Consider the following 19,226-nt stretch of genomic DNA (forward strand, 5'->3'; position numbering starts at 1 on the left):
GTGAAAAAATGAATTTGTTTATATATTTGTTCTGATTGATAACCGACATCCCCTATCCCCTCCAAAGGAGGGGGACTTTCTATAGTATGTGTATTTCCTTTCTTTGGAGGGGCTAGGGGAGGTTAAAAGTAAACACAAGGCAATGGAAAACAATAACTTTGGCTGGAAAACAGCAAATCCTACATTTTACCAGATTTCTCGACAGTACCAATTGACATTACGAAAGAACCAAACACCAGCTGAAAAGGTGCTTTGGGAGCTTGTTAGGAATAAGCAGTTAGGAGGATTTAAGTTTAGGCGACAGCATATTATTGGGGTTTTTATTGTGGATTTTGTGTGTATTGGGGCGAAATTGGTGATAGAAGTGGATGGACGGATTCACGATTTTCAGAAGGAATATGATGAGGCGAGAACAAAGTTTTTGAATGTAGAAGGATTTGAGGTGATTCGATTCAAGAATGAGGAGGTACTATATGATATTGAGAAGGTGAAGTTGAAGATTGTAGAATTATTGGAACCTCTCTTAATCCCTTCAAAGGAAGGTGAGATAGATTCGAATACAGTTTAGAAAAATACATAAAATGCAAGAAAACCCCAAAAACAAACTCGGTCAATATTTCACCCCCACCATCGTAGCCGATTTTATGATTTCGTTGGCAAATATCAACCCCGATGCTGCAATATTGGAACCTGCCTGTGGAGAAGGAGTTTTTTTGGATTTATTGCAGCAAAAAGGCTTTCGGAATTTGACCGCCTATGAAATTGACCCTCAATTGGCAACCGCCTATTCTTGTGTGAGATATGAAAGTTTTGTAGCTGCTACTAGTGAAGAAAAGTACGATTTGGTGATTGGGAATCCACCTTATATCCGTTGGAAAAATTTAGAAGCCAGATTGAAGGAAGAACTGACAGAAAATCCGCTTTGGAATCAGTATTTCAACAGTTTGTGTGATTACCTCTACATTTTCATTCTCAAATCCATTGAGTGCCTCAAGGAAAACGGTCAGCTGATTTTTATTTGTCCCGAATATTGGATGAATACAACTCATTCGCTCAGTTTGCGGAATTATATGGTGGAGAAGGGGTATTTTGAAAAGATTTTTCACTTCAATGAAACACCGATTTTTGACAACGCAACCATTTCGGTGGTGATTTTTAAGTATGTCAAATCACAGAAAGCTGCAAAGCCTAATATTGAAGTCGCTAAATACTATCAAAAAAAAGCCTTGAATTTGGAGGTGTTGAAGGAAATGAACCAGTCAAAATCGGGTCATCCAGATATCCAAAAATTTTCTATTCCGCCTTTTGAAGTCCATCAACGATGGTTGTTAATTTCGGAGAAGGAGAGGGGAGAGGTTGAGGAATTTGAGAAGGCTTGTGTAGATTTGACAGGTAAAGATGAAGGTTTGAAGGAAAATTACGACACCATAGGCGATGTTTGTGAGATTGGGAATGGAATGGTGAGCGGTTTAGACAAGGCTTTTCAGTTGGAGGGGCAGTTGTTGGATGAAATGGAGGTGCAGCATAGTATTCAAGTGGTGAAGGCAAAACATTTACGCCCTTTTCATTACCAACAAACGACTCCTTACCTATTTGTGAATGGCGTGAAAAGTGAGGAGGAATTGAAGACTCATTTTCCCAATTTTTATGAGAAATTGCAGCCTTTCAAAACACAACTGCAAAAACGCTATCAATACAACCGTTTGATTCCCTATTGGAATTGGGTTTTTTTGCGGAATTACAAGCTCTTTGCTTCGGATAAACCCCGAATTTTCGTTCCCTGCAAAGAGAGAATATCTAACAAGGATTATTTTCGATTTGCCTATGTGGGAAGTGGAATTTTTCCGACGCAAGATGTGACGGCTTTGTTTTTGAAGGAGACCACAAAAGAAAGCATCTATTATGTATTGGCTTTTTTGAACCACCCAAAAGTATTTCATTGGCTGAGAAACAAGGGGATTGTGAAAGGGAGCATTGTGGAGTTTTCGGAGAAACCGCTTTCGAGTATTCCTTTTCGGAAAATCAATTGGGCGAATCCAACGGAAGTGAAATGGCATGGTGAAATAAGCAGACTGACCCTGCAATATCTTCAAAATGAGCTGAAAGGAGAGGCTGAGAGAGTGAATGTTTTGTTGGATAAGTTATTGAAGTGAGAGCCGAAAAAACAGGAGTAATGAATAAAGCAATTTTTTTAAAAATATCGATATATATTCTGCTCGTTATCGCCTTAGCAGGCTTGGGGACTATAATCTATTGTGGCCCTTTTTATGATTGGAGGGTGAGGAAATCGGAAGAACATGTGAGACAAAGTATTCAGGATAATTATGCAAACCACAAAGAAGATTTTGAAGAGTTGATAGCTTATGCAAAATACCTTCCAGATAGCAGCAGTATTGGTTTTTCAAAAGGTGATACATTGGGATTTATATTGACTTCCATTAAGCCTGCTAATCATTCAAATCCTGTTACTTTATTTATGTCTGAAGAAGAGGATTTGTACACTCCTCAATTTGAACTTGATGAAAATTGGAATGCTTTGGTATTTATTGAAGATACTATATTGAAGTTTGAGAATTGGACATGGCGTTTTCAGGGAAGCTTTGATTTTCATGAGATTACAAAATTGGAAACGTACTTCTCACTCACCAAAGAGAAACTAAAATACCTCAAAATGCTACTCGAAAAAACAGATTGTGAGTCCATTATCATTGAAAATGATGGAGATGTTCGATTGGTATATGATGGATTTTTGATGTGGTATGAATATCTGATTCCTAAAAATGAAAGTGAAATTCCAGAAGGCTATCAAAAAATCGATAAAAATATTTATTTTGGATTGTTTGACAGTGGCTTATATTGCGGAGGAGAACTGATAATGTTCACGAAGTAATATCTACCTAACTCTCCAATTCTCCTACCTTTCTCCCATTACTCCAAACCATCAATCCCACGCCCAACAGCACAAACGGAATACTCAGCCATTGCCCTGTGCTGAATAGTCCCAAAGCATTTTCAAAACCTCCTTGTGCATTTTTGAAGTACTCCATCACAAAGCGGAAACCAAAAATCAAGACCAAAAACAGTCCAAAAATAAAGCCTTGTTTTTTGTAAAAATCGGTTTTCCAATACACAAACATCAAGATGCCGAAACTGAACAAATAACACAGCGATTCATAGATTTGAACAGGATGTCGGGGGATTGCATCCACTCTTGCGAAAATGAAAGCCCACGGCACATCGGTTTGAATACCATATATTTCGGAGTTCATCAGGTTTCCCAATCGAATAAAACAACCTGCCAAAGCTACTGCAATGACCACTTTATCCAATATCCACAATACCGATTTTTTAGTAATCCGTTTGGAGTAAATCCAAAGAGAAAGCGGAATCGCTATGGCAGCCCCATGACTCGCCAAACCCCCATTCCAGATTTTGAGGATTTCGACAGGATTTGCAGAGTAGTAGGCCCAATCGTAGAAAAACACATTGCCCAACCTTGCACCAACAATTGTACCTATCATGGTGTAAATCAAACAAGAATCCAACCATTCTTCTGGAGCATCTTCCCGCAAAAACATTTTTCGCACCAAAAAATAACCCAACAAAAAGCCCATTGCAAACAGCAAACCATACCATCTGATAGGGCGGGGACCGATGTGAAAAATGTCGGGATTGACATTCCAAGTAATGTATGCTAATAAATCCATGTTGTTGAATTGTTAAATTGCTTTGTTTTTGAACTATAAGATTGTGTGATTGAAGAATGGTTAATAGCTAAAACCATAAAACCATAAAACCATAAAACCATAAAACCATGAAACCATAAAACCATAAAACCATAAAACCATCAAACCATCAAACCATCAAACCATCAAACCATCAAACCATCAAACTTTTCTTACCACAAGGTAATTCCCTTGATACTTCTTCACCACGACCTTCGTTCCAGCTTCAATGAAATCACCCGTTGTAATGGCATCATATCGTTCGTCCTCTACTTCAATTTTACCCGAAATTTTGAGGTCAGTTAAAGCAACACCCTCTTTGCCGATAAGAGCTTCGTATTCATTGGCTTTGATGGTAAAACCTTTAGAAGATTCCTGAGTTTCTGCCAACACCAATCGGTCAAAAGCTTTGGATTTGACAAATTTGCCGCCCAGCAATACTGCTAAAATGACAGAGCCAATAATCGAAAACAACACCCTTGTAAAAGCATTGGTAATATCATCTGAGGTCGTGAAGGTGAAATCAAAATAATCATTTTGTACCAAACTCAGCGAAAGTCCTGCAAAAATGAGAATAATCCCACTGATGCCTGCAATGCCCATACCTGGCAGAACAAATATTTCGACGGCAAGCAGTATGACCCCAATCACAAAAAGCAATATTTCCCAGTTTTGTGCCAGTCCTTCGATGTAATTGGGCGCAAAGTACAAAATTGAAGCGGTAATTGCAGCCAAAATCGGAAAACCTACCCCAGGAGTTTGAATTTCTGCATAAATTCCCATAAACATCACCACCATCAAAAAACCACTGAGCATTGGATTGGACAAAATCCCGATGAGTGTATCCAGCCAAGTAGGCTCATATTCTGTCACCACTGCTTGATTGTTGGGAACCAAATGGTCAATGACTGCCTCAATATTGTTGAATTTTGCTTCACAAAAGCCATACTTCAAAGCCTCAGAAGTAGTGAAAGTCAGGGTTTTGGCGGAGTCAATGATGCCAGGGATAGTAATTCGATCATCCACCATCGCTTCTGCAATGCGTGGATCTCTGCCCTGTGCTTCGGCGGTAGAGCGCATAGTTGCCCTCATATAAGATTGGTATTTGTCGGGCATTTGTTCACCCGTTTGATTGACCACCGTTGCAGCACCAATTTGTGCGCCTTCGACCATGTAAATACTATCGCAAGCCAAAGAAATCAAAGCACCAGCCGAGGCTGCATTGTTGTCAATAAAAGCAATTGTAGTAGGCTTGGCTTTCAGTAGTTTGGTGCGAATAGAATCCGCCATATCTACTGCGCCACCATAGGTATTGAGATGCACGATGATGTAATCCATATTTGCCGCCTCCGCTTCTTCAACGGCTCTTTTGACCCTTCGCCAAGCGGCAGGAAAAATGGCTTCGTTTAGCTCGAATACATAAATTTTATTTTTTGGAACAATTTTAGTGGCATTAGTGGGGTTATTTTTATTTAAAGGTTCTGTATTCGTTGCTTTTAACGTATCAACATTTATGGTGTCAATAGCAGGGGATTGTGCAAGCATTGTGCTGCAAAGCAAAAAAGGAACGAAAAAAAATAAGATAGTTCGCATATCAATTTGTAATTTAAGAAGCGACCAAAAAATAACTAAAAGTTTATATTGTGTAAGGATTTAAAAACCAAGTGTCATTATGATTTTAATGCTTTGGTAATGTTGATTTTTCCAATAATTTGCACTCCTCATTCCCAAAAATAATAACAAATCTACTACAAAATATACGACCAATTCTCGATTTTTTGTAAATTCGCTTAAATATTATATTTTAAACCGCAATAATAAGTTATGAAAAAGTTTATTTTAACTGCATTTTTAATAAGTCTAACGCTATGTGCAGTTGTTGCACAAAATAATACAACCAACCATATTGTAAAAAAAGGAGAAACACTTTACCGTCTTTCGGTTATGTACAAACTCAGTATTCCTGATATTAAAGCTGTAAACCCCAATATCGTTGGTGATAATATCAACATTGGAGACATCGTGAAGATACCTGTTGGAGGGAGTAGTTTGGTCAATATGAGTGCAACAGCAGGTATAGATAATGGAATTGAAGTAAAATTGGGTGATGTACCTGGCGTTGATATGAGTGCGGATAAACTAACTGCAGAAACGGCCGCTCAGTATAAAAAAACCATTGTGGAAAACCCTTTGGCGGGACCGATTCCAGACGGCAAAATTATCTTAGCATCACCGCCAACCCAAAAACCTGATGTAAAAATCACTGCAAATCCTTCAACAGGAGAAACGCCAATTGCAGTTGATAAAAAACCGAAAACTTTGATTGATGATTTAGAAAAAATCAGCCCAAAAGATATGGTGGATTTGGGTGACATCAAACCTGTACGCCACATTGTTTCTACTGGCGAAACTCTCTATGGCTTATCAAAAATGTACAATCAAAGCCTCAAAGCACTTCAAAATTGGAACGACCTTTCGGCAGGAGCTATTAAGAATGGACAAGGGCTGATTGTAGGATGGTTGGTTCCCGAAGGTGCAAAAGCACTTGCTGTTCCTCCTAAACCTATGAAACCCATGACTGTTTTTGAGCGGAAATACTTCAATATGGTGGAAGATTCGACTGGTAAATACAAACAAAAAGCACAGACAGGTATCGCAACATGGTTTGATGAAACCGAACCTTCTCGTGGTGATAATATGTATGCGCTTCACAAAGATGCGCCACTTTTTTCGATAGTGCGTGTCACCAATCCACTCAACAACCGTTCGATTTATGTGAAAGTGATTCAAAAACTACCCGACAATACTGCCAATGAAGGTGTATTGATTCGCCTGACTTCTAGTGCTGCAAAAGAATTGAACATCTTGGATGAAAAATCGCAGGTAAGCACACGGTTTTTTGTGACGAATTGACACTCACATTGAATCATTTTAAATACACTAACAAAAAATCCTCTATCATTTACTTCAATGGTAGAGGATTTTCTGTTACTTGGTCAGATCTCAATCCCCGCGCTTTGTGGTAAGACTTTCCTTCAAAATTCCCTAAAACGGATACCCAATCCCAAACTGCCAAGTCACAATATTTCTATCCGCCACCCAGCGTTCACCCGCAGGCTGTCGAGGGTCTCGAAGGCGGTAGCCAAAATCCAAACGAAGCACAAAATATCCAAAATCGAGCCGTGTACCCACGCCCGTTCCCAATCCCAAACTTCCCCAAAAATCTTTGAAGGAAAGCAAACCGCCTGTCGTTTCGTTTTCTTCACGCAAAGTCCACACATTTCCAGCATCTACGAACAATGCTCCTTTGAGGTATTTCCAAATCGGAAAACGGTATTCGACATTGGCTTCAATGCGAATATCACCCCGACGAAATGCCTTCACATTGGTCGTATCGAGGTTCAAATTGGTCGTACCAGGTCCCAAACGCCCCAACTGAAAAGCCCGCAAACTGTTGGGTCCTCCAATAGAAAACCGCTTCACAAAAGGCACCGCATCTGAATTGCCATAAGGAATCACCAAACCCGTAGCAATCCTCGAAACCAATTCGCTTTTGGCTGTCACCATTTTGTATTTCCTAAAATCTGCTTCCACACGAGCAAACTGTGCATAGTCAATACCAAAAATTTTGAGACTATCCGTGATGTTATTAGCCCGTAGCAGTTGTTCGATATTGGAAAGTCCTGCCCCTGCAACTTCAATAGTACCTCTGAATACATCAAAATCCCTTCGTTGGTTAAGGTCTTGATTTGTAAAAGAGTAGGAATAAATAGGGCCAACAATGATTCGAGGCTGAAAGGTCAATCTTTGACGGGGGTTTTGCTGCAAATATTCATCAAACGATGGAGTTGTATTGGTAACATTTACCGAGCTAATAGACAGAGGACTGAAAGTGTGTAAATGCTGGTTGCGGCTCAACTCTTGCTGTTCTCGCCAAGTATAGCCATACGCCAAATTGTAAGAAGTAATTGTAAATTGATTGGCACTTTCGACCCGACCAAAACCTATTCGTATATTTGTAGTTGGACGGTTTTGATTCGATACTTTTGGGTGAAAACGTTTGGGGGCAAGGAATTTGGGTAAACTTAATACGGCTTCACCACTGAATTCATTGATATTGTTTCTTGGATTATCAGAGTTTGTATTGTTACCAATATTGACGGTTTGACCATAATACAGGTTGAGGTTCAGTGCTTCTGCTCCTTTAAAAGTGTTTTTATTTCGATACGTTCCGCCTACTGCAATACCCAAAAGCCCTCCTGTGCCGCTAGAAGCAAATGCACTAGCCGTTTGGTTGTTTACTTCCATATTGGTAGATACACCTTGTCGAACACTTGGAACCAAACGGATGAAAGTATTGAGTTGATTTTCAGCAATAGTATCTTTAGTGAAACCTATGGTGACAAACTTAAAAACCCCCAAACTAAACAAACGATTGATGGTATTTTGATAATCATTTTGGGAGTACAGTTTTCCTTGTTTGAGGAGCAAATGATCTACAATGGCTTGAGGTTTGAATTTTCTGGCCGCAGGTGTGATGAAGTAATAGCCATTCACAAAAGTCGTATCAGGATAGTTAAATAGTGTATCTTTTGGATTATGTTGGGTATAAACGAATACCTTACCAATCCGATAAGGCGTATGCGAACCATTTGAAGCTTGCTTGACCTTCAAGTAAACTTTGATAGAGCGGTTGATTTTGGAACTGTCTAAATCATAATGTATAAAGTTGCTACTAAAATTATAGTAACCATTGTTTCGCAAATATTGGGTAATACGGATTCTTTCTTGCTGCAATACATCGGCATCAAATTGGTCATTGGTCTGCAAATAGCTACCCCATTTTATTTCTTGAATCACCTTCGCAATCGGATTTGTTGCCGTATCAGTAGGTAGAAAAATGCTGTCAATTCGATAGGGTTTTTCTACCGATACTTTGTAGGTAACAGAAGTAGACCGATTTTTGGTAACAGTTTCATAGCTCACATTTTGCTGAAAATAACCTTTTTTTTGCAGCTTCAATGCCATCACTTGTTGTGAACGATCCAATAAAGTGCTGTCTATGAGTACAGGTGGTTGTCCCAAATTTCGCCTAAGCCATTCCCCCAAGCCCTTTTTAGCATTTCGAGTGCGGTTGTATATCCAAAGCTTCACCTTCCCAATGCCCAGAAATTTGGCATTAGGTTTCGGGCGTGATAAATTGTATAATTGTTCCTTCAAATCGGATTTATCCTTGATAGCGATATCTGATTTGAAGTCGATAAGCGTAGTTTTGTGCAGGGTTTTACCTTCGGGCAAATGACGGGTATGCGTACAACTCATTGCAGAAAACAAGCAGCACAAAAACAGCAATTTTATTAAACGTTGATTATTTTTCACAATGCTTACTAAAAACCGAGTTAAATATATAAGGTCACTCAAAATTAAGAAATATCGGCAGATGAATGCCGCTTTTGTCGTTGAAGGAGACAAAATGGTATTGGAGTTGCTGCAATCTAATATTCCGATTCAAGGTATTTATGCCTTAGAATCGTGGACACAAAAGCACCGATCTTTACTACAATCGGTAGCGGACAAAGTTATTGAAGTCAATGAGAAGGACTTGAAAAGTATCTCCAATTTGGATACACCCAATCAGGTTTTGGCTCTGGCTGCAGTACCTCCTTTTGAAGTATATCCCTCCACAATAAATCAATTTGCTTTTGTTTTAGACGATATTCAAAACCCCGGCAACTTGGGTACAATTATACGCACCGCAGATTGGCTCGGAATGACTCATCTATTTTGTTCCTCTACTTCCACAGATGCTTACAGTCCAAAAGTGGTGCAAGCAAGCATGGGATCACTCTTCAGGCTGCAATTGGTCTATACTGATCTTCCTACCTTATTCAAACGTTTTAAAGACGTGCCTGTATATGGTGCTTTGTTAGAAGGGAACAATTTGTTTTCGACTAAGTTTGAGGGGCAAGGGTTTATCTTGATGGGAAATGAAGGGCAAGGTATTGGTGATGACCTTCAATCTTATATCACTCATCCGATTACGATTCCGAAAAGAGGCAAAGCGGAGTCGCTCAATGTCGCCATTGCAGCGAGCATTATTGGGGCGGTGGCGGTGTTGGGGTAATGTCACATTTCCTTCCCAATCAAATAAACCGTATAGGCAATATAACTCCCCAAAAGAACCCCCGCTTCCCACCTGTCCAACTTTTGCCGAACACCCGTAAACATGGCAACAAACAAAAAAAGTGTTCCGCCAGCCAAAATGAAAATATCTGTATTGAAGACCGTATTGTAGGGCAAAGGTCGAATGAATCCGCTAATAGACAAAATAAGGAAGATATTGAAGATGTTAGAACCAATGATGTTTCCAATGGCGATATCGCTGTTCTTTTTGGTAGCAGCCACAACAGATGTCACCAATTCGGGAAGCGATGTACCCGCAGCAACAATGGTCAATCCAATGATTTTTTCGCTCACGCCCATCGTTTCTGCAATTTTGATGGCATTGGTCACAACAAATTGACCGCCTGCTATCAAGCCTACCAAACCCATCGCAATAAAACCCCATATCTTTGGATTGGAAAGGTCTGCTGTTGAAGGTTCGAGTACTACGGGGTCGTTTTGAAGTTGTTTGTAAACGTAGAATAAGAAAAGTAAAAAAAATATCATCAATACAAAACCATCTATGCGGGTAAGCGAAGGAGGGGCTGAACTTAGATAGCTATTGGCAGACAAAAACAAAACGATGATGGCGACAAACGAAAACGGAATTTCTCGCCAAACCGTACTCGACTGAACGACAATGGGAGAGATGAGTCCCACAATGCCGAGAATAATAAATAAATTAAAATTATTGCTACCAATCACATTGCCGAATACAATGTCCGAATAGTTTTGGTAGGCTGCAATCGAATTGACGACCAATTCGGGAGCCGAAGTTCCAAATGCTACAATGGTTAATCCTATAGCAAGGTCAGAAATGTTGTTCTTTTTGGCGAGAGCCGAAGAACCATATACCATCCAATCTGCACCTTTGATTAGTAAAGCAAAACCTATGATTATCAATACTATTTGAAGAAACATTTTATTTTTATGGGTTTTTATTTTTCTGAAAAAGAGTTGTTTAAATACCTGCAATAGCAGATGATTGATTCCACTATAACTTGGAATGCTTCAAAAACGTTTCATTAGTTGAAAATAAAGTTTTTTCAAAAAATAGAAGACTCCGTTTTTGAAGTAAACAGCTCGAGAAACTTCATTCCTCTATAGGAATTGCCTTTTTTGTTCAATTTTGGACTCCAAACAGCAATAGCATATTCATTGGGATACACAGCTATAATTCCTCCTCCAACACCACTTTTGCCAGGCAAACCTACTCGATAGGAGAATTCACCTGCTTCGTCATAAAAACCGCAGGTTTGCATGATGGCATTGATGCGCTTGGTTTGACTTGTGGTGAGAATGGATTCTTTCGAAAAAGAATTTTTTCCGTTATTCGCCAAAAAAAGAAAGGTTCGGGAAAGTTCTTTGCAGGTCATTTCGATGGAACACATACTGTAGTAAAAGTCCAGTACTACTTCAATATCGTTGTGTATATTACCAAACGATTTGAGGAAGTTAACCAAAGCAGCATTGCGAAAACCCGTTGATTTTTCGGAATCTATGATGGTTTGGGAGTAGTCAATATTGGAGTTGTTGGATATTTCTTGGATGAAGGTGAGTAACGTCTGTTTTGGGTTGTCCAAAAGACTCACCAAGATGTCGCAAATCACTATTGCCCCTGCATTGATAAATGGATTGCGGGGAATACCAAAGTCGTACTCCAACTGTACCAAAGAATTGAACGAACTTCCTGAAGGCTCTACACCTACCCGTTCCCATAATTTTGCATCTTCCATTTTGTAGGCAAGGGCGAGTGTTAAAACCTTGGAAATGCTTTGAATAGAAAATTTTACATTGCTATCGCCAACGTAGGAATGTTCGTGTTGAATCGTAGTCAAGTGAATCCCAAACCTATCGGGATTCACAGTGCTGAGTTCGGGAATATAAGTGGCAACCTGACCAATATTTTCGCCATTTTTGACTTTGATGTAGATTTCTTCAATGATTTTCTGGTAGTTCATGTCATAGGTTTACCCAAAAATAGAAAATCACTTTGCAGCATCAAAACAAATAACAGTCAAACTTTTTCAGCTTATTCGCTCCAAACAAGCCATATAAAAACCATCAAAGCCATACTTGTAAGGCGACAATGCCAAATCACTCATCAACTCAAATTTGCCGTCTTGTTGGTCTAAAAAATGGTCAATTTGAATTTGGTTTTCAGAAGTCAAGATACTGCAAGTAGCATAAACCAATTTACCGCCAACCTTCAGCATTTTGCTGTATTCCTGCAAAATATTGGCCTGCAATTTTCGGACTTCACGAAGGTTATCGGGAGTAAGTTTCCATTTGGTATCAGGCTTTCGCTTCAATACTCCTAAACCAGAACAAGGAACATCCAGCAAAATCCTATCAGCAGAGTTGTACAAGGAGTGCATATTTTTCGGAATTTCTTGTGTGCGGATATTGTTCGCTCCTGCCCTTTTAGCCCTTTGTCTCAAAATTTCGAGTTTATTGGCATGGATATCCATCGCCAAAATCTCACCCTTATTCTCCATCAAAGCAGCGAGGTGAAGCGTTTTGCCGCCTGCTCCTGCACACGCGTCAATCACTTTCATACCAGGCTTCACACCCAGAAAAGGAGCAATTAGCTGTGAGCCAGCATCCTGTAGTTCAAACCAACCATTTTTGTAGGCTTCACTTTTTTGTAGACTTTTTTCTTGTTTCACCACAAATGCATCTTTACACCACGGCAACATCATAAAAGCATAGCCCTCATTTGACAACCAATCGTAAAGTTCTGTTTTTGAAGTTTTCAATCGGTTGGCACGGATAACCGTATGGGCAGGTTGATTCATTGCAGCCAACTCAAGTTCCCATTGTTCCTCCCCAAGTTCATGCTCACCCAACACATCTATCCAATCGGGAATAGACTCTCTGATATGGCGCACATTTTTGATGGCCTCGTAGTTGTGGCGCAAAATAGAAGGGTTGATATTTTGAAACTCCTTCCATCCAGGCAAATCTTCTCCCTTTAGGGTGAGCCACACACCAAATAAATGCCAAAAGTCATTTGTTTTAGGCTCGATATCATAGTTGGCAGTCTCAATCACGAGTCGCCACCAACGCACCATTTCGTAGGTATGCTGTGCAATAAAATGTCGGTCACGTTTACCCCATTTTTTATTGGACTTCAAGGTGCGCTCAATTACTTGATCCGCATACTGATGGTGTGCAAAAATATCTTCAACGGCTTGTGTAACAGCCTCTACTAAATTTCTGTGAAGTCTCACGGTTTTTAATGTGGTTTTGATGTTAGTAAATGGTTCAGAAAGTGGTTAAGTCAAGGTGTCTGTCTGGGATAGCATATCATTCGTAACAAATTTACCACTTTATTTTAGCTAAAGAGGGAAACCTTGCCCAGTTTGAATGAAACTTGAATGGGGTTAGGCAAGATATAAAAGTGTTCTGTAATTGATTGAGTATATTTTATTGAATTAATAAATATAGAGCAATAAATATTTTTTTATTGAATGTGAAGTGCGATATGTTTATGTATTAACTGAAATTTATGATGGATTATTTTTTTCTATTGATATTCTTCTATGTATGCCAAGCACAAGTCAATAGTTGCTTCCACGCCCTTTTTATGGGTGCGCTCCATGCCGTGAGAAGCTGCTACCCCAGGGCCAATCAAGGCTACCCGAAAATCATTTCCTGCTGCCAAAGCTGCCGAACCATCTGAACCATAGTAAGGATAAATATCCAGTTTGAAGGGAATGTCTTTACTTTCTGCAATGTTCACCAGCCGTTTACGCATCAAATAATCGTAGGGGCCAGTTGAATCTTTGGCACAAATGGAACAGTGGTATTCACTACCAGCAGTGTCTCCACCAACTACTCCCATATCCAAAACCACCAGTTCCTGAATCGTTGGCGCATAACCACAAGTACCGCCATGACCAACTTCCTCATAATTGGAGAAAAACAATTGGACAGGGGCACTCTGTTTTTTCTCCTTCAATCGGCGGGCTACTTCAAACAGCACATAGCAGCTAATTTTGTTGTCCATAAAACGGGACTTGATAAAACCATTGTCCAGTTCTTGATATTTGGTATCAAAACAGATGAAATCACCTACCCGAATACCCAACTTCTCAACATGTTCTTGATTGTGAACTTCTTCGTCAATGCGAATGTGCATGTTCTTCAATTCACGCTTGGTGCTTTCCGCCTCTCGATTGGTATGGACCGAAGGATTATTGAGTAGTAATGTACCTGTATATACTTGGTCATTTAGTGTGTAAATTCTGCAATATTCTGCTTCAAAGCTCGTAAGTATTGGGCCTCCAATTTTGGAGAAAGACAAAGTGCCATCTCCTTTCACTTTAGTAACGATTGCCCCCAAAGTATCGACATGAGCTGCAAAAGCAAGAGTGGGAGCATCGCCCAAATCGCAGGTGACAGCTCCTTTGTTGGTGAATTTGGGGTTGTAGCCATAACTTTGCAGTAAGTCAAAGATATATTTACAGGCTTTGTGGGTAAATCCACTTGGAGAGTCAATTTGAACCAATTCTTTGAGCTTGTTGTATTTGAGATTTTGCATTGTAGTTGAATTGTTTTATGGTTGAATTGTTTTGGACTTTGGACAAAAGACATAAGTAGAAAGAAAAAAGAAGCAAATAATTGATTATGAGCGAATTACATTTTCAATGCAATTTCACTTAATTCCTTCGCTGTCAATGATTTAAAGCTTTTTGTCTTATGTCTTTAATCTTTCGCCCAAAGTCTAAAATTGTTTGATGGCTGAATGGACGCGTTTCTATTTCTGCTTTGAATTTGAAGTTTTACATATCGCTGGCAAATCTATTTCCCATAGCGGCTAATATTTAGCAGTCGATTGTACATATTGATCATACTATCTTGAGATGCGCCCATCAAAAACATTCCATAAACTATCCCATTCGCAATATTCACACGAAAATAGTTATTTTGCTCATATTTACGGGCCGAAACAATGACTGCTTTGGGAATGATTTTGAAAGGCAATGTTTTTCGAGCACGGATAATGAACTCATAATCTTCCATGATGCGGTATTGTTCATCAAAACCATTCAAGTTTTCAAAAGCAGATTTTGAAACAAAGAGAGATTGGTCGCCGCCTCTCGATATAAGTCTGTCAAAACGAGTAAAAAAGGCGTTGATTTTTAGTAGTCCTTTATTGAAATTAAATTTGAAGCGAAAACTCCCAATAGGATAATTTTCTTCAATAGCCTTACAAATATCTTCTGCAAAAGAAGTCGGTGGGCGGGTATCTGCATGGACAAAATAGAGAATGTCACCCGTGGCATGTGTTGCTCCAAAGTTCATTTGTTTGGCTCGACCTCTTTGAGGGCTTTTTAGGGGGATTGCTCCCAATTGCCGAGCTACTTCTAAGGTTTGGTCTGTGCTGTCTCCATCTACAACGAGTACTTCTGCAATGTATTTATCGCCATATTGAAGTAAATGTGGAACAAGTTGACGAATATTGTCTACTTCGTTTAATGTTGGTATGATTACGCTGATTTTCATAAGAGAATAGAAAGAGAAATGATTTTACACCCCTTATACTTTTTGGAGAGTCTACTCCGAAAATTTGGAGGGTAAAATAGAGAAGAAAAGCAAAAAATGTAAAGTTATTTTTTCGCTTTTACTAAACGGTAAATAATAGTAATTTTTTTAAAAAAATAACCATGAAATATTTTGAATTGCAAATTCGAGGTCGGTGTGGTTGGATTTGGTTGGGACAATCGGATGCTAATAGGCACAAAGTATTACCTGAACTGCTAAAGGAATGGGAGAAGGTATGGTCTATTGTAGAAAAAAATGATGCTATAGAAGCGGTCATATTGAGTAGCCGTCAGAAAAATTTTATGGTAGAAACCGATTTGGGTTTTTTGTTCGACATCAATGAATTGGGGGTATGGAAACCTTACGGACGACGGATACACAAACTACTACAAAAAATAGAGGTTTGTTCGAAACCTGTTATCGCAGCCATCAATGGTGATTGTAAGGGTATTGGATTTGAGTTGGCATTGACTTGCCATTATCGGCTGACGGTTTCTAATGTGGATTGTTTTTTGCTTTTTTCTGGGGCGAAGTTAGGTTTGTTGCCATTTGGAGGAGCAACACAGCGACTGCCTCGTTTGATAGGGATTCGAGCAGCATTAGAGATGTTAGTGGACAGCAAAGAAGTCAATGTTTATGAAGCGAAAGCAATAGGCTTGGTGGATCAATTGGTACATCCACATCAGCTAGAATTGGTAGCGCAGCAGCAGGCACTGGGATTGATAGGGAAGAGCATTGTGAGGAAGCCAAAGTTATCACGATGGGATAGATGGATGGAAAACACAGCTTTGGGAAGATCCATGATGTTGGATGAAGCTCGTCAAAAATTACACCGCTATACGTATGGAAATTACCCGGCACTGCTCAAAATTATTGAATGTGTGGAGGTAGGATATATGTATGATGTTAAGTTGGGTTATGAATTGGAGTTAAAATCGATGGATGAGGTTGTGACACATCCGATTACCAAACAACTAATCAATACTTATTTTGCAGTGAAAGCCAAAAGGGAAAACCCCTTAGCGAAGGATGTAAGAAGCGTTAGAAAGCTGGGTATTGTTGGGGCGGGGGAAATGGGGGAGATGATTGCGAGAGAGAGTTTGTTAAAAGGCTTTGAAGTGGTATTGAATGATTTAAGTGAACAGACTTTATCACAATCGCAAGCCCGCATTTGGAGACTCATAGCTAAGATGGCAAAAAAACGTTTGCTCACACCTAATAAACAAGCAATGTTGATGACCCGTTTACAAACAACTACCGACTACCCAATTTTGGTAGGAGTAGATTTGGTAGTGCAGGCGGTTTTTGAAAATTTGGATTTGAAGCAGCAAGTCTTGGCAGAGTCTGTAAGCGCATTGTCAACCCATTGTATTTATGCTATCAATACTTCTGCAATCACTATTTCGGATGTGGCTCAATATGCTGAAAATCCATCACAAGTGATTGGGATGCGCTATTTTTCACCGATATTGAAAAGCTCTCTTTTAGAAATAGTTGTGACCAAACTGACTGCTAAATGGGTCATTGCTACTGCAATAGATGTTGGGATCCGACAAGGCAAAACGCCGATTGTGGTGAAAGATACACCTGGTTTCTATACCACTCGTATTTTGGCAGTTTTGCTAAATGAAGCATTGTTGTTATTGGAGGAAGGTGGAGATATTTTGCAGGTGGATGAGGCGGCAAAACAATTGGGTTTTTCAAAGGGAGTATTTGAGTTGATAGATGAAATGGGTATTGACGTAGGGGCACACATTATGAGCGGTACTTTACTGCAGTTTTTTCGTAAAAGGCATGAAAATAGACATATTAGTATGGGTTTGTTAGACTTGTACAATGCAGGTTATCGAGGACGAAAAAACTTGAATGGCTTTTATAGTTACCATTCTAAAACGGGCAAACGGCGAGTAGGTAGGGTAGATGAGGATGTATATGATTTTTTTGGAGGTGCTGCAAAAGAACGGTTGCTGTTTAAAACCAAACAAATTCGACAACGTTTGATGATGACAGTGGTTAATGAAGCAGCGTATTGTTTACAAGAAGACACTATTTTTTCGCCGCAAGATGGCGACTTGGGAGCTATCTTAGGTTTAGGATTTCCTGCTTTCACAGGAGGGCCATTTCGTTATTTGGATAGTCTTGGAGCTGAAAAAGCCTTGAAACGTTTGAATAAATTGCAGGAAAAATTTGGTGTGCGTTTTACGCCTGCGTTCATCATTGAAGAATTGGCTATTCGAGGAGAAACTTTTTATAGATGAGAAGGCGTTGAAGGAATGTTAGATTTTTCAAATTTTGTGTCATTGCAGTTGTAAGTAACACACAAAGAGTAAATTTTCGATTTCATTTTCCAAATAGTTTGAGAATCACAGTGTTTTTTCGTTTTGATTTCCATTCATTGCTAATTTCGTTTATATTCGCATCCACAAAATACTTCAAAAAACAAGTTAAAAGAAAATTGCTTGTAAAGTGATTATTTTGGAACAAGGTTTTGCTTGTACAGCAGAAGTAGGTCATTTTCCTCCCAAAACATTTTGCTACTTCAATAGGTTTATTTCACCCAACATTAGTTTAACTAAAAACACTAAAAACATGAATTCAAAGCTATCTGCACAGTCCATCCTGCTGCTCGGCATATTGATGTATATTGCCAGTTCGGTTATATTGTATCTTGCTGGTTTTATATATTCGCCTAACAATCTTCATATTAGTGTATTGATTTCTACTTTATTTGTGGTTGCTACCATCATGCTGATAGCTTTGATTTCGCAATTGGGGCGAGAATCCAATGCTTTAGACAAGGTGGAAACCTCTGTGATTGTTTCTAAAGAAAACTTGGAGGAAGTGAAAAATTCGCTGCCCGAAAGTTGGGTGAAAGATAGGATTAGCAAGGTGGCATCTTTGTCTATGCTTCATGCGGAAATCAAAGAGCAACAGATGTCAAAAATTGTGGAAGAACGGTACCGAATATCGGGTAATATGATTCGATTTATTGCTAACGCCATGATATTTGTAGGACTTTTGGGAACATTTCTGGGTATCATACAATCCGCACAAGGTTTTGAGAGCGCACTGAAAGGTAGTCCAACAGGAGGGCCTTCGGCTTCTTACAATGACATTTCGGCTATTATTGGAGGTTTGGATAAAGCATTGGGAACGAGTATTGTGGGCGTGATTGCTTCTTTGATATTAGGTTTCATGCTATTGTCGGTCAAAAACTTTCAGCACCACCTTGTCACTCGGTTAGAAGAAGTTTCGATGCTCCGAATTTTACCTTTCTACCGCAAGGAACAAAGTTTTTCGATGCACGAAGCAATGGTAGATAGCATTGAAAAAATCCTCCCTGAAACGATGCGACAAGCTACTTCAAAATTGCAGGAGGCTGCCCAATTGTTGAAAGATTCAACAGAACGCCTGTATAGCAGTCAAGGAAACGTATTAAATTTGATTACCAACCTACAATCTGCCGTACAGAGTTTGGACAACAATTCTGCTGGTTTTGAGCATCGAGTCGATACCTTCACAAAGGAACTGCAAAACATCAAAGAAACGGTACTTCAATTGAATGGACATCTTCAGCAACAACAGCGTACCTATTTGGGGCTATCGGAAGACTATACTAAAAATGGCGAAGTGATGCAGCGTATTGGCCAGCAGGTAAATATGTCGCAGCAAAATTTAGCCAATTACATTGGCGCACGAGAAAAAATGTTTGAAGAGTTATTTGTACAAATCAACATTAGTTTGAACAAATTGATACACGATTTGGCAAAAACCGCTCAATCATAAACC

The 19,226-nt window shown here is 39.4% G+C and carries 15 protein-coding genes; 7 read left to right on the plus strand and 8 right to left on the minus strand.

Going from position 1 to position 19,226, the window contains the following annotated elements; genetic code table 11:
- Positions 1–142: 142 nt before the first annotated feature.
- Genes R3E32_23410 through R3E32_23420 form a run of 3 tightly spaced genes read left to right on the plus strand, consistent with a single transcriptional unit; the run spans position 143 to position 2,890 of the window.
- Positions 143–568 (plus strand): endonuclease domain-containing protein, encoded by a 426-nt coding sequence (locus R3E32_23410; protein ID MEZ4887702.1) that lies wholly within the window; start codon positions 143–145, stop codon positions 566–568.
- 13 nt (positions 569–581) lie between these two features.
- Positions 582–2,153: an N-6 DNA methylase gene (locus R3E32_23415; protein MEZ4887703.1), complete on the plus strand. Its 1,572-nt coding sequence runs from the start codon at positions 582–584 to the stop codon at positions 2,151–2,153.
- Between the two features lie 20 nt (positions 2,154–2,173).
- A complete protein-coding gene (locus tag R3E32_23420) occupies positions 2,174–2,890 on the plus strand; it encodes a hypothetical protein (protein ID MEZ4887704.1) in 717 nt (238 codons plus the stop codon).
- A 7-nt stretch (positions 2,891–2,897) separates the two neighbouring features.
- Here the strand turns inward: R3E32_23420 and lgt are convergent, their stop codons facing one another.
- Both lgt and R3E32_23430 read right to left on the minus strand, forming a co-directional pair.
- Positions 2,898–3,707 (minus strand): prolipoprotein diacylglyceryl transferase, encoded by an 810-nt coding sequence (lgt, locus tag R3E32_23425; protein MEZ4887705.1) that lies wholly within the window; start codon positions 3,705–3,707, stop codon positions 2,898–2,900.
- Positions 3,708–3,887: 180 nt separating this feature from the next.
- Positions 3,888–5,318: an NfeD family protein gene (locus R3E32_23430; GenBank protein MEZ4887706.1), complete on the minus strand. Its 1,431-nt coding sequence runs from the start codon at positions 5,316–5,318 to the stop codon at positions 3,888–3,890.
- A 231-nt stretch (positions 5,319–5,549) separates the two neighbouring features.
- Here R3E32_23430 and R3E32_23435 point away from each other — a divergent pair, with 231 nt between their 5' ends.
- Positions 5,550–6,638 (plus strand): LysM peptidoglycan-binding domain-containing protein, encoded by a 1,089-nt coding sequence (locus tag R3E32_23435; GenBank protein MEZ4887707.1) that lies wholly within the window; start codon positions 5,550–5,552, stop codon positions 6,636–6,638.
- Between the two features lie 132 nt (positions 6,639–6,770).
- Here R3E32_23435 and R3E32_23440 read toward each other — a convergent pair whose 3' ends face one another.
- The gene (locus R3E32_23440; protein MEZ4887708.1) at positions 6,771–9,068 is read right to left on the minus strand and encodes a BamA/TamA family outer membrane protein; all 2,298 of its coding nucleotides are present in this window, start codon (positions 9,066–9,068) and stop codon (positions 6,771–6,773) included.
- A 97-nt stretch (positions 9,069–9,165) separates the two neighbouring features.
- Between R3E32_23440 and R3E32_23445 the strand changes: the two genes are divergently transcribed.
- The gene (locus R3E32_23445) at positions 9,166–9,849 is read left to right on the plus strand and encodes an RNA methyltransferase (GenBank protein MEZ4887709.1); all 684 of its coding nucleotides are present in this window, start codon (positions 9,166–9,168) and stop codon (positions 9,847–9,849) included.
- 2 nt (positions 9,850–9,851) lie between these two features.
- Here the strand turns inward: R3E32_23445 and R3E32_23450 are convergent, their stop codons facing one another.
- The 5 genes from R3E32_23450 to R3E32_23470 all read right to left on the minus strand — a co-directional run bounded on the left by R3E32_23450 (position 9,852) and on the right by R3E32_23470 (position 15,398).
- Positions 9,852–10,808: a calcium/sodium antiporter gene (locus R3E32_23450; GenBank protein MEZ4887710.1), complete on the minus strand. Its 957-nt coding sequence runs from the start codon at positions 10,806–10,808 to the stop codon at positions 9,852–9,854.
- 125 nt (positions 10,809–10,933) lie between these two features.
- The gene (locus R3E32_23455) at positions 10,934–11,848 is read right to left on the minus strand and encodes a glutaminase (GenBank protein MEZ4887711.1); all 915 of its coding nucleotides are present in this window, start codon (positions 11,846–11,848) and stop codon (positions 10,934–10,936) included.
- Between the two features lie 66 nt (positions 11,849–11,914).
- The gene (locus tag R3E32_23460; GenBank protein MEZ4887712.1) at positions 11,915–13,120 is read right to left on the minus strand and encodes a methyltransferase domain-containing protein; all 1,206 of its coding nucleotides are present in this window, start codon (positions 13,118–13,120) and stop codon (positions 11,915–11,917) included.
- Between the two features lie 296 nt (positions 13,121–13,416).
- Positions 13,417–14,433: a M42 family metallopeptidase gene (locus R3E32_23465; GenBank protein MEZ4887713.1), complete on the minus strand. Its 1,017-nt coding sequence runs from the start codon at positions 14,431–14,433 to the stop codon at positions 13,417–13,419.
- A 260-nt stretch (positions 14,434–14,693) separates the two neighbouring features.
- A complete protein-coding gene (locus tag R3E32_23470) occupies positions 14,694–15,398 on the minus strand; it encodes a TIGR04283 family arsenosugar biosynthesis glycosyltransferase (protein MEZ4887714.1) in 705 nt (234 codons plus the stop codon).
- A 161-nt stretch (positions 15,399–15,559) separates the two neighbouring features.
- On the opposite strand from R3E32_23470, the gene R3E32_23475 reads away from it, so the two are divergent.
- Both R3E32_23475 and R3E32_23480 read left to right on the plus strand, forming a co-directional pair.
- Positions 15,560–17,695 carry a 3-hydroxyacyl-CoA dehydrogenase NAD-binding domain-containing protein gene (locus R3E32_23475; GenBank protein ID MEZ4887715.1) on the plus strand — a complete coding sequence of 712 codons (2,136 nt, stop codon included), beginning with the start codon at positions 15,560–15,562 and terminating at the stop codon, positions 17,693–17,695.
- Between the two features lie 331 nt (positions 17,696–18,026).
- Positions 18,027–19,223, plus strand: coding sequence for a MotA/TolQ/ExbB proton channel family protein (locus tag R3E32_23480; GenBank protein MEZ4887716.1), 1,197 nt, complete (start codon positions 18,027–18,029; stop codon positions 19,221–19,223).
- The last annotated feature ends 3 nt before the right edge of the window (positions 19,224–19,226 follow it).

This window comes from Chitinophagales bacterium, assembly GCA_041392475.1.
Taxonomy (GTDB): domain Bacteria; phylum Bacteroidota; class Bacteroidia; order Chitinophagales; family UBA2359; genus JAUHXA01.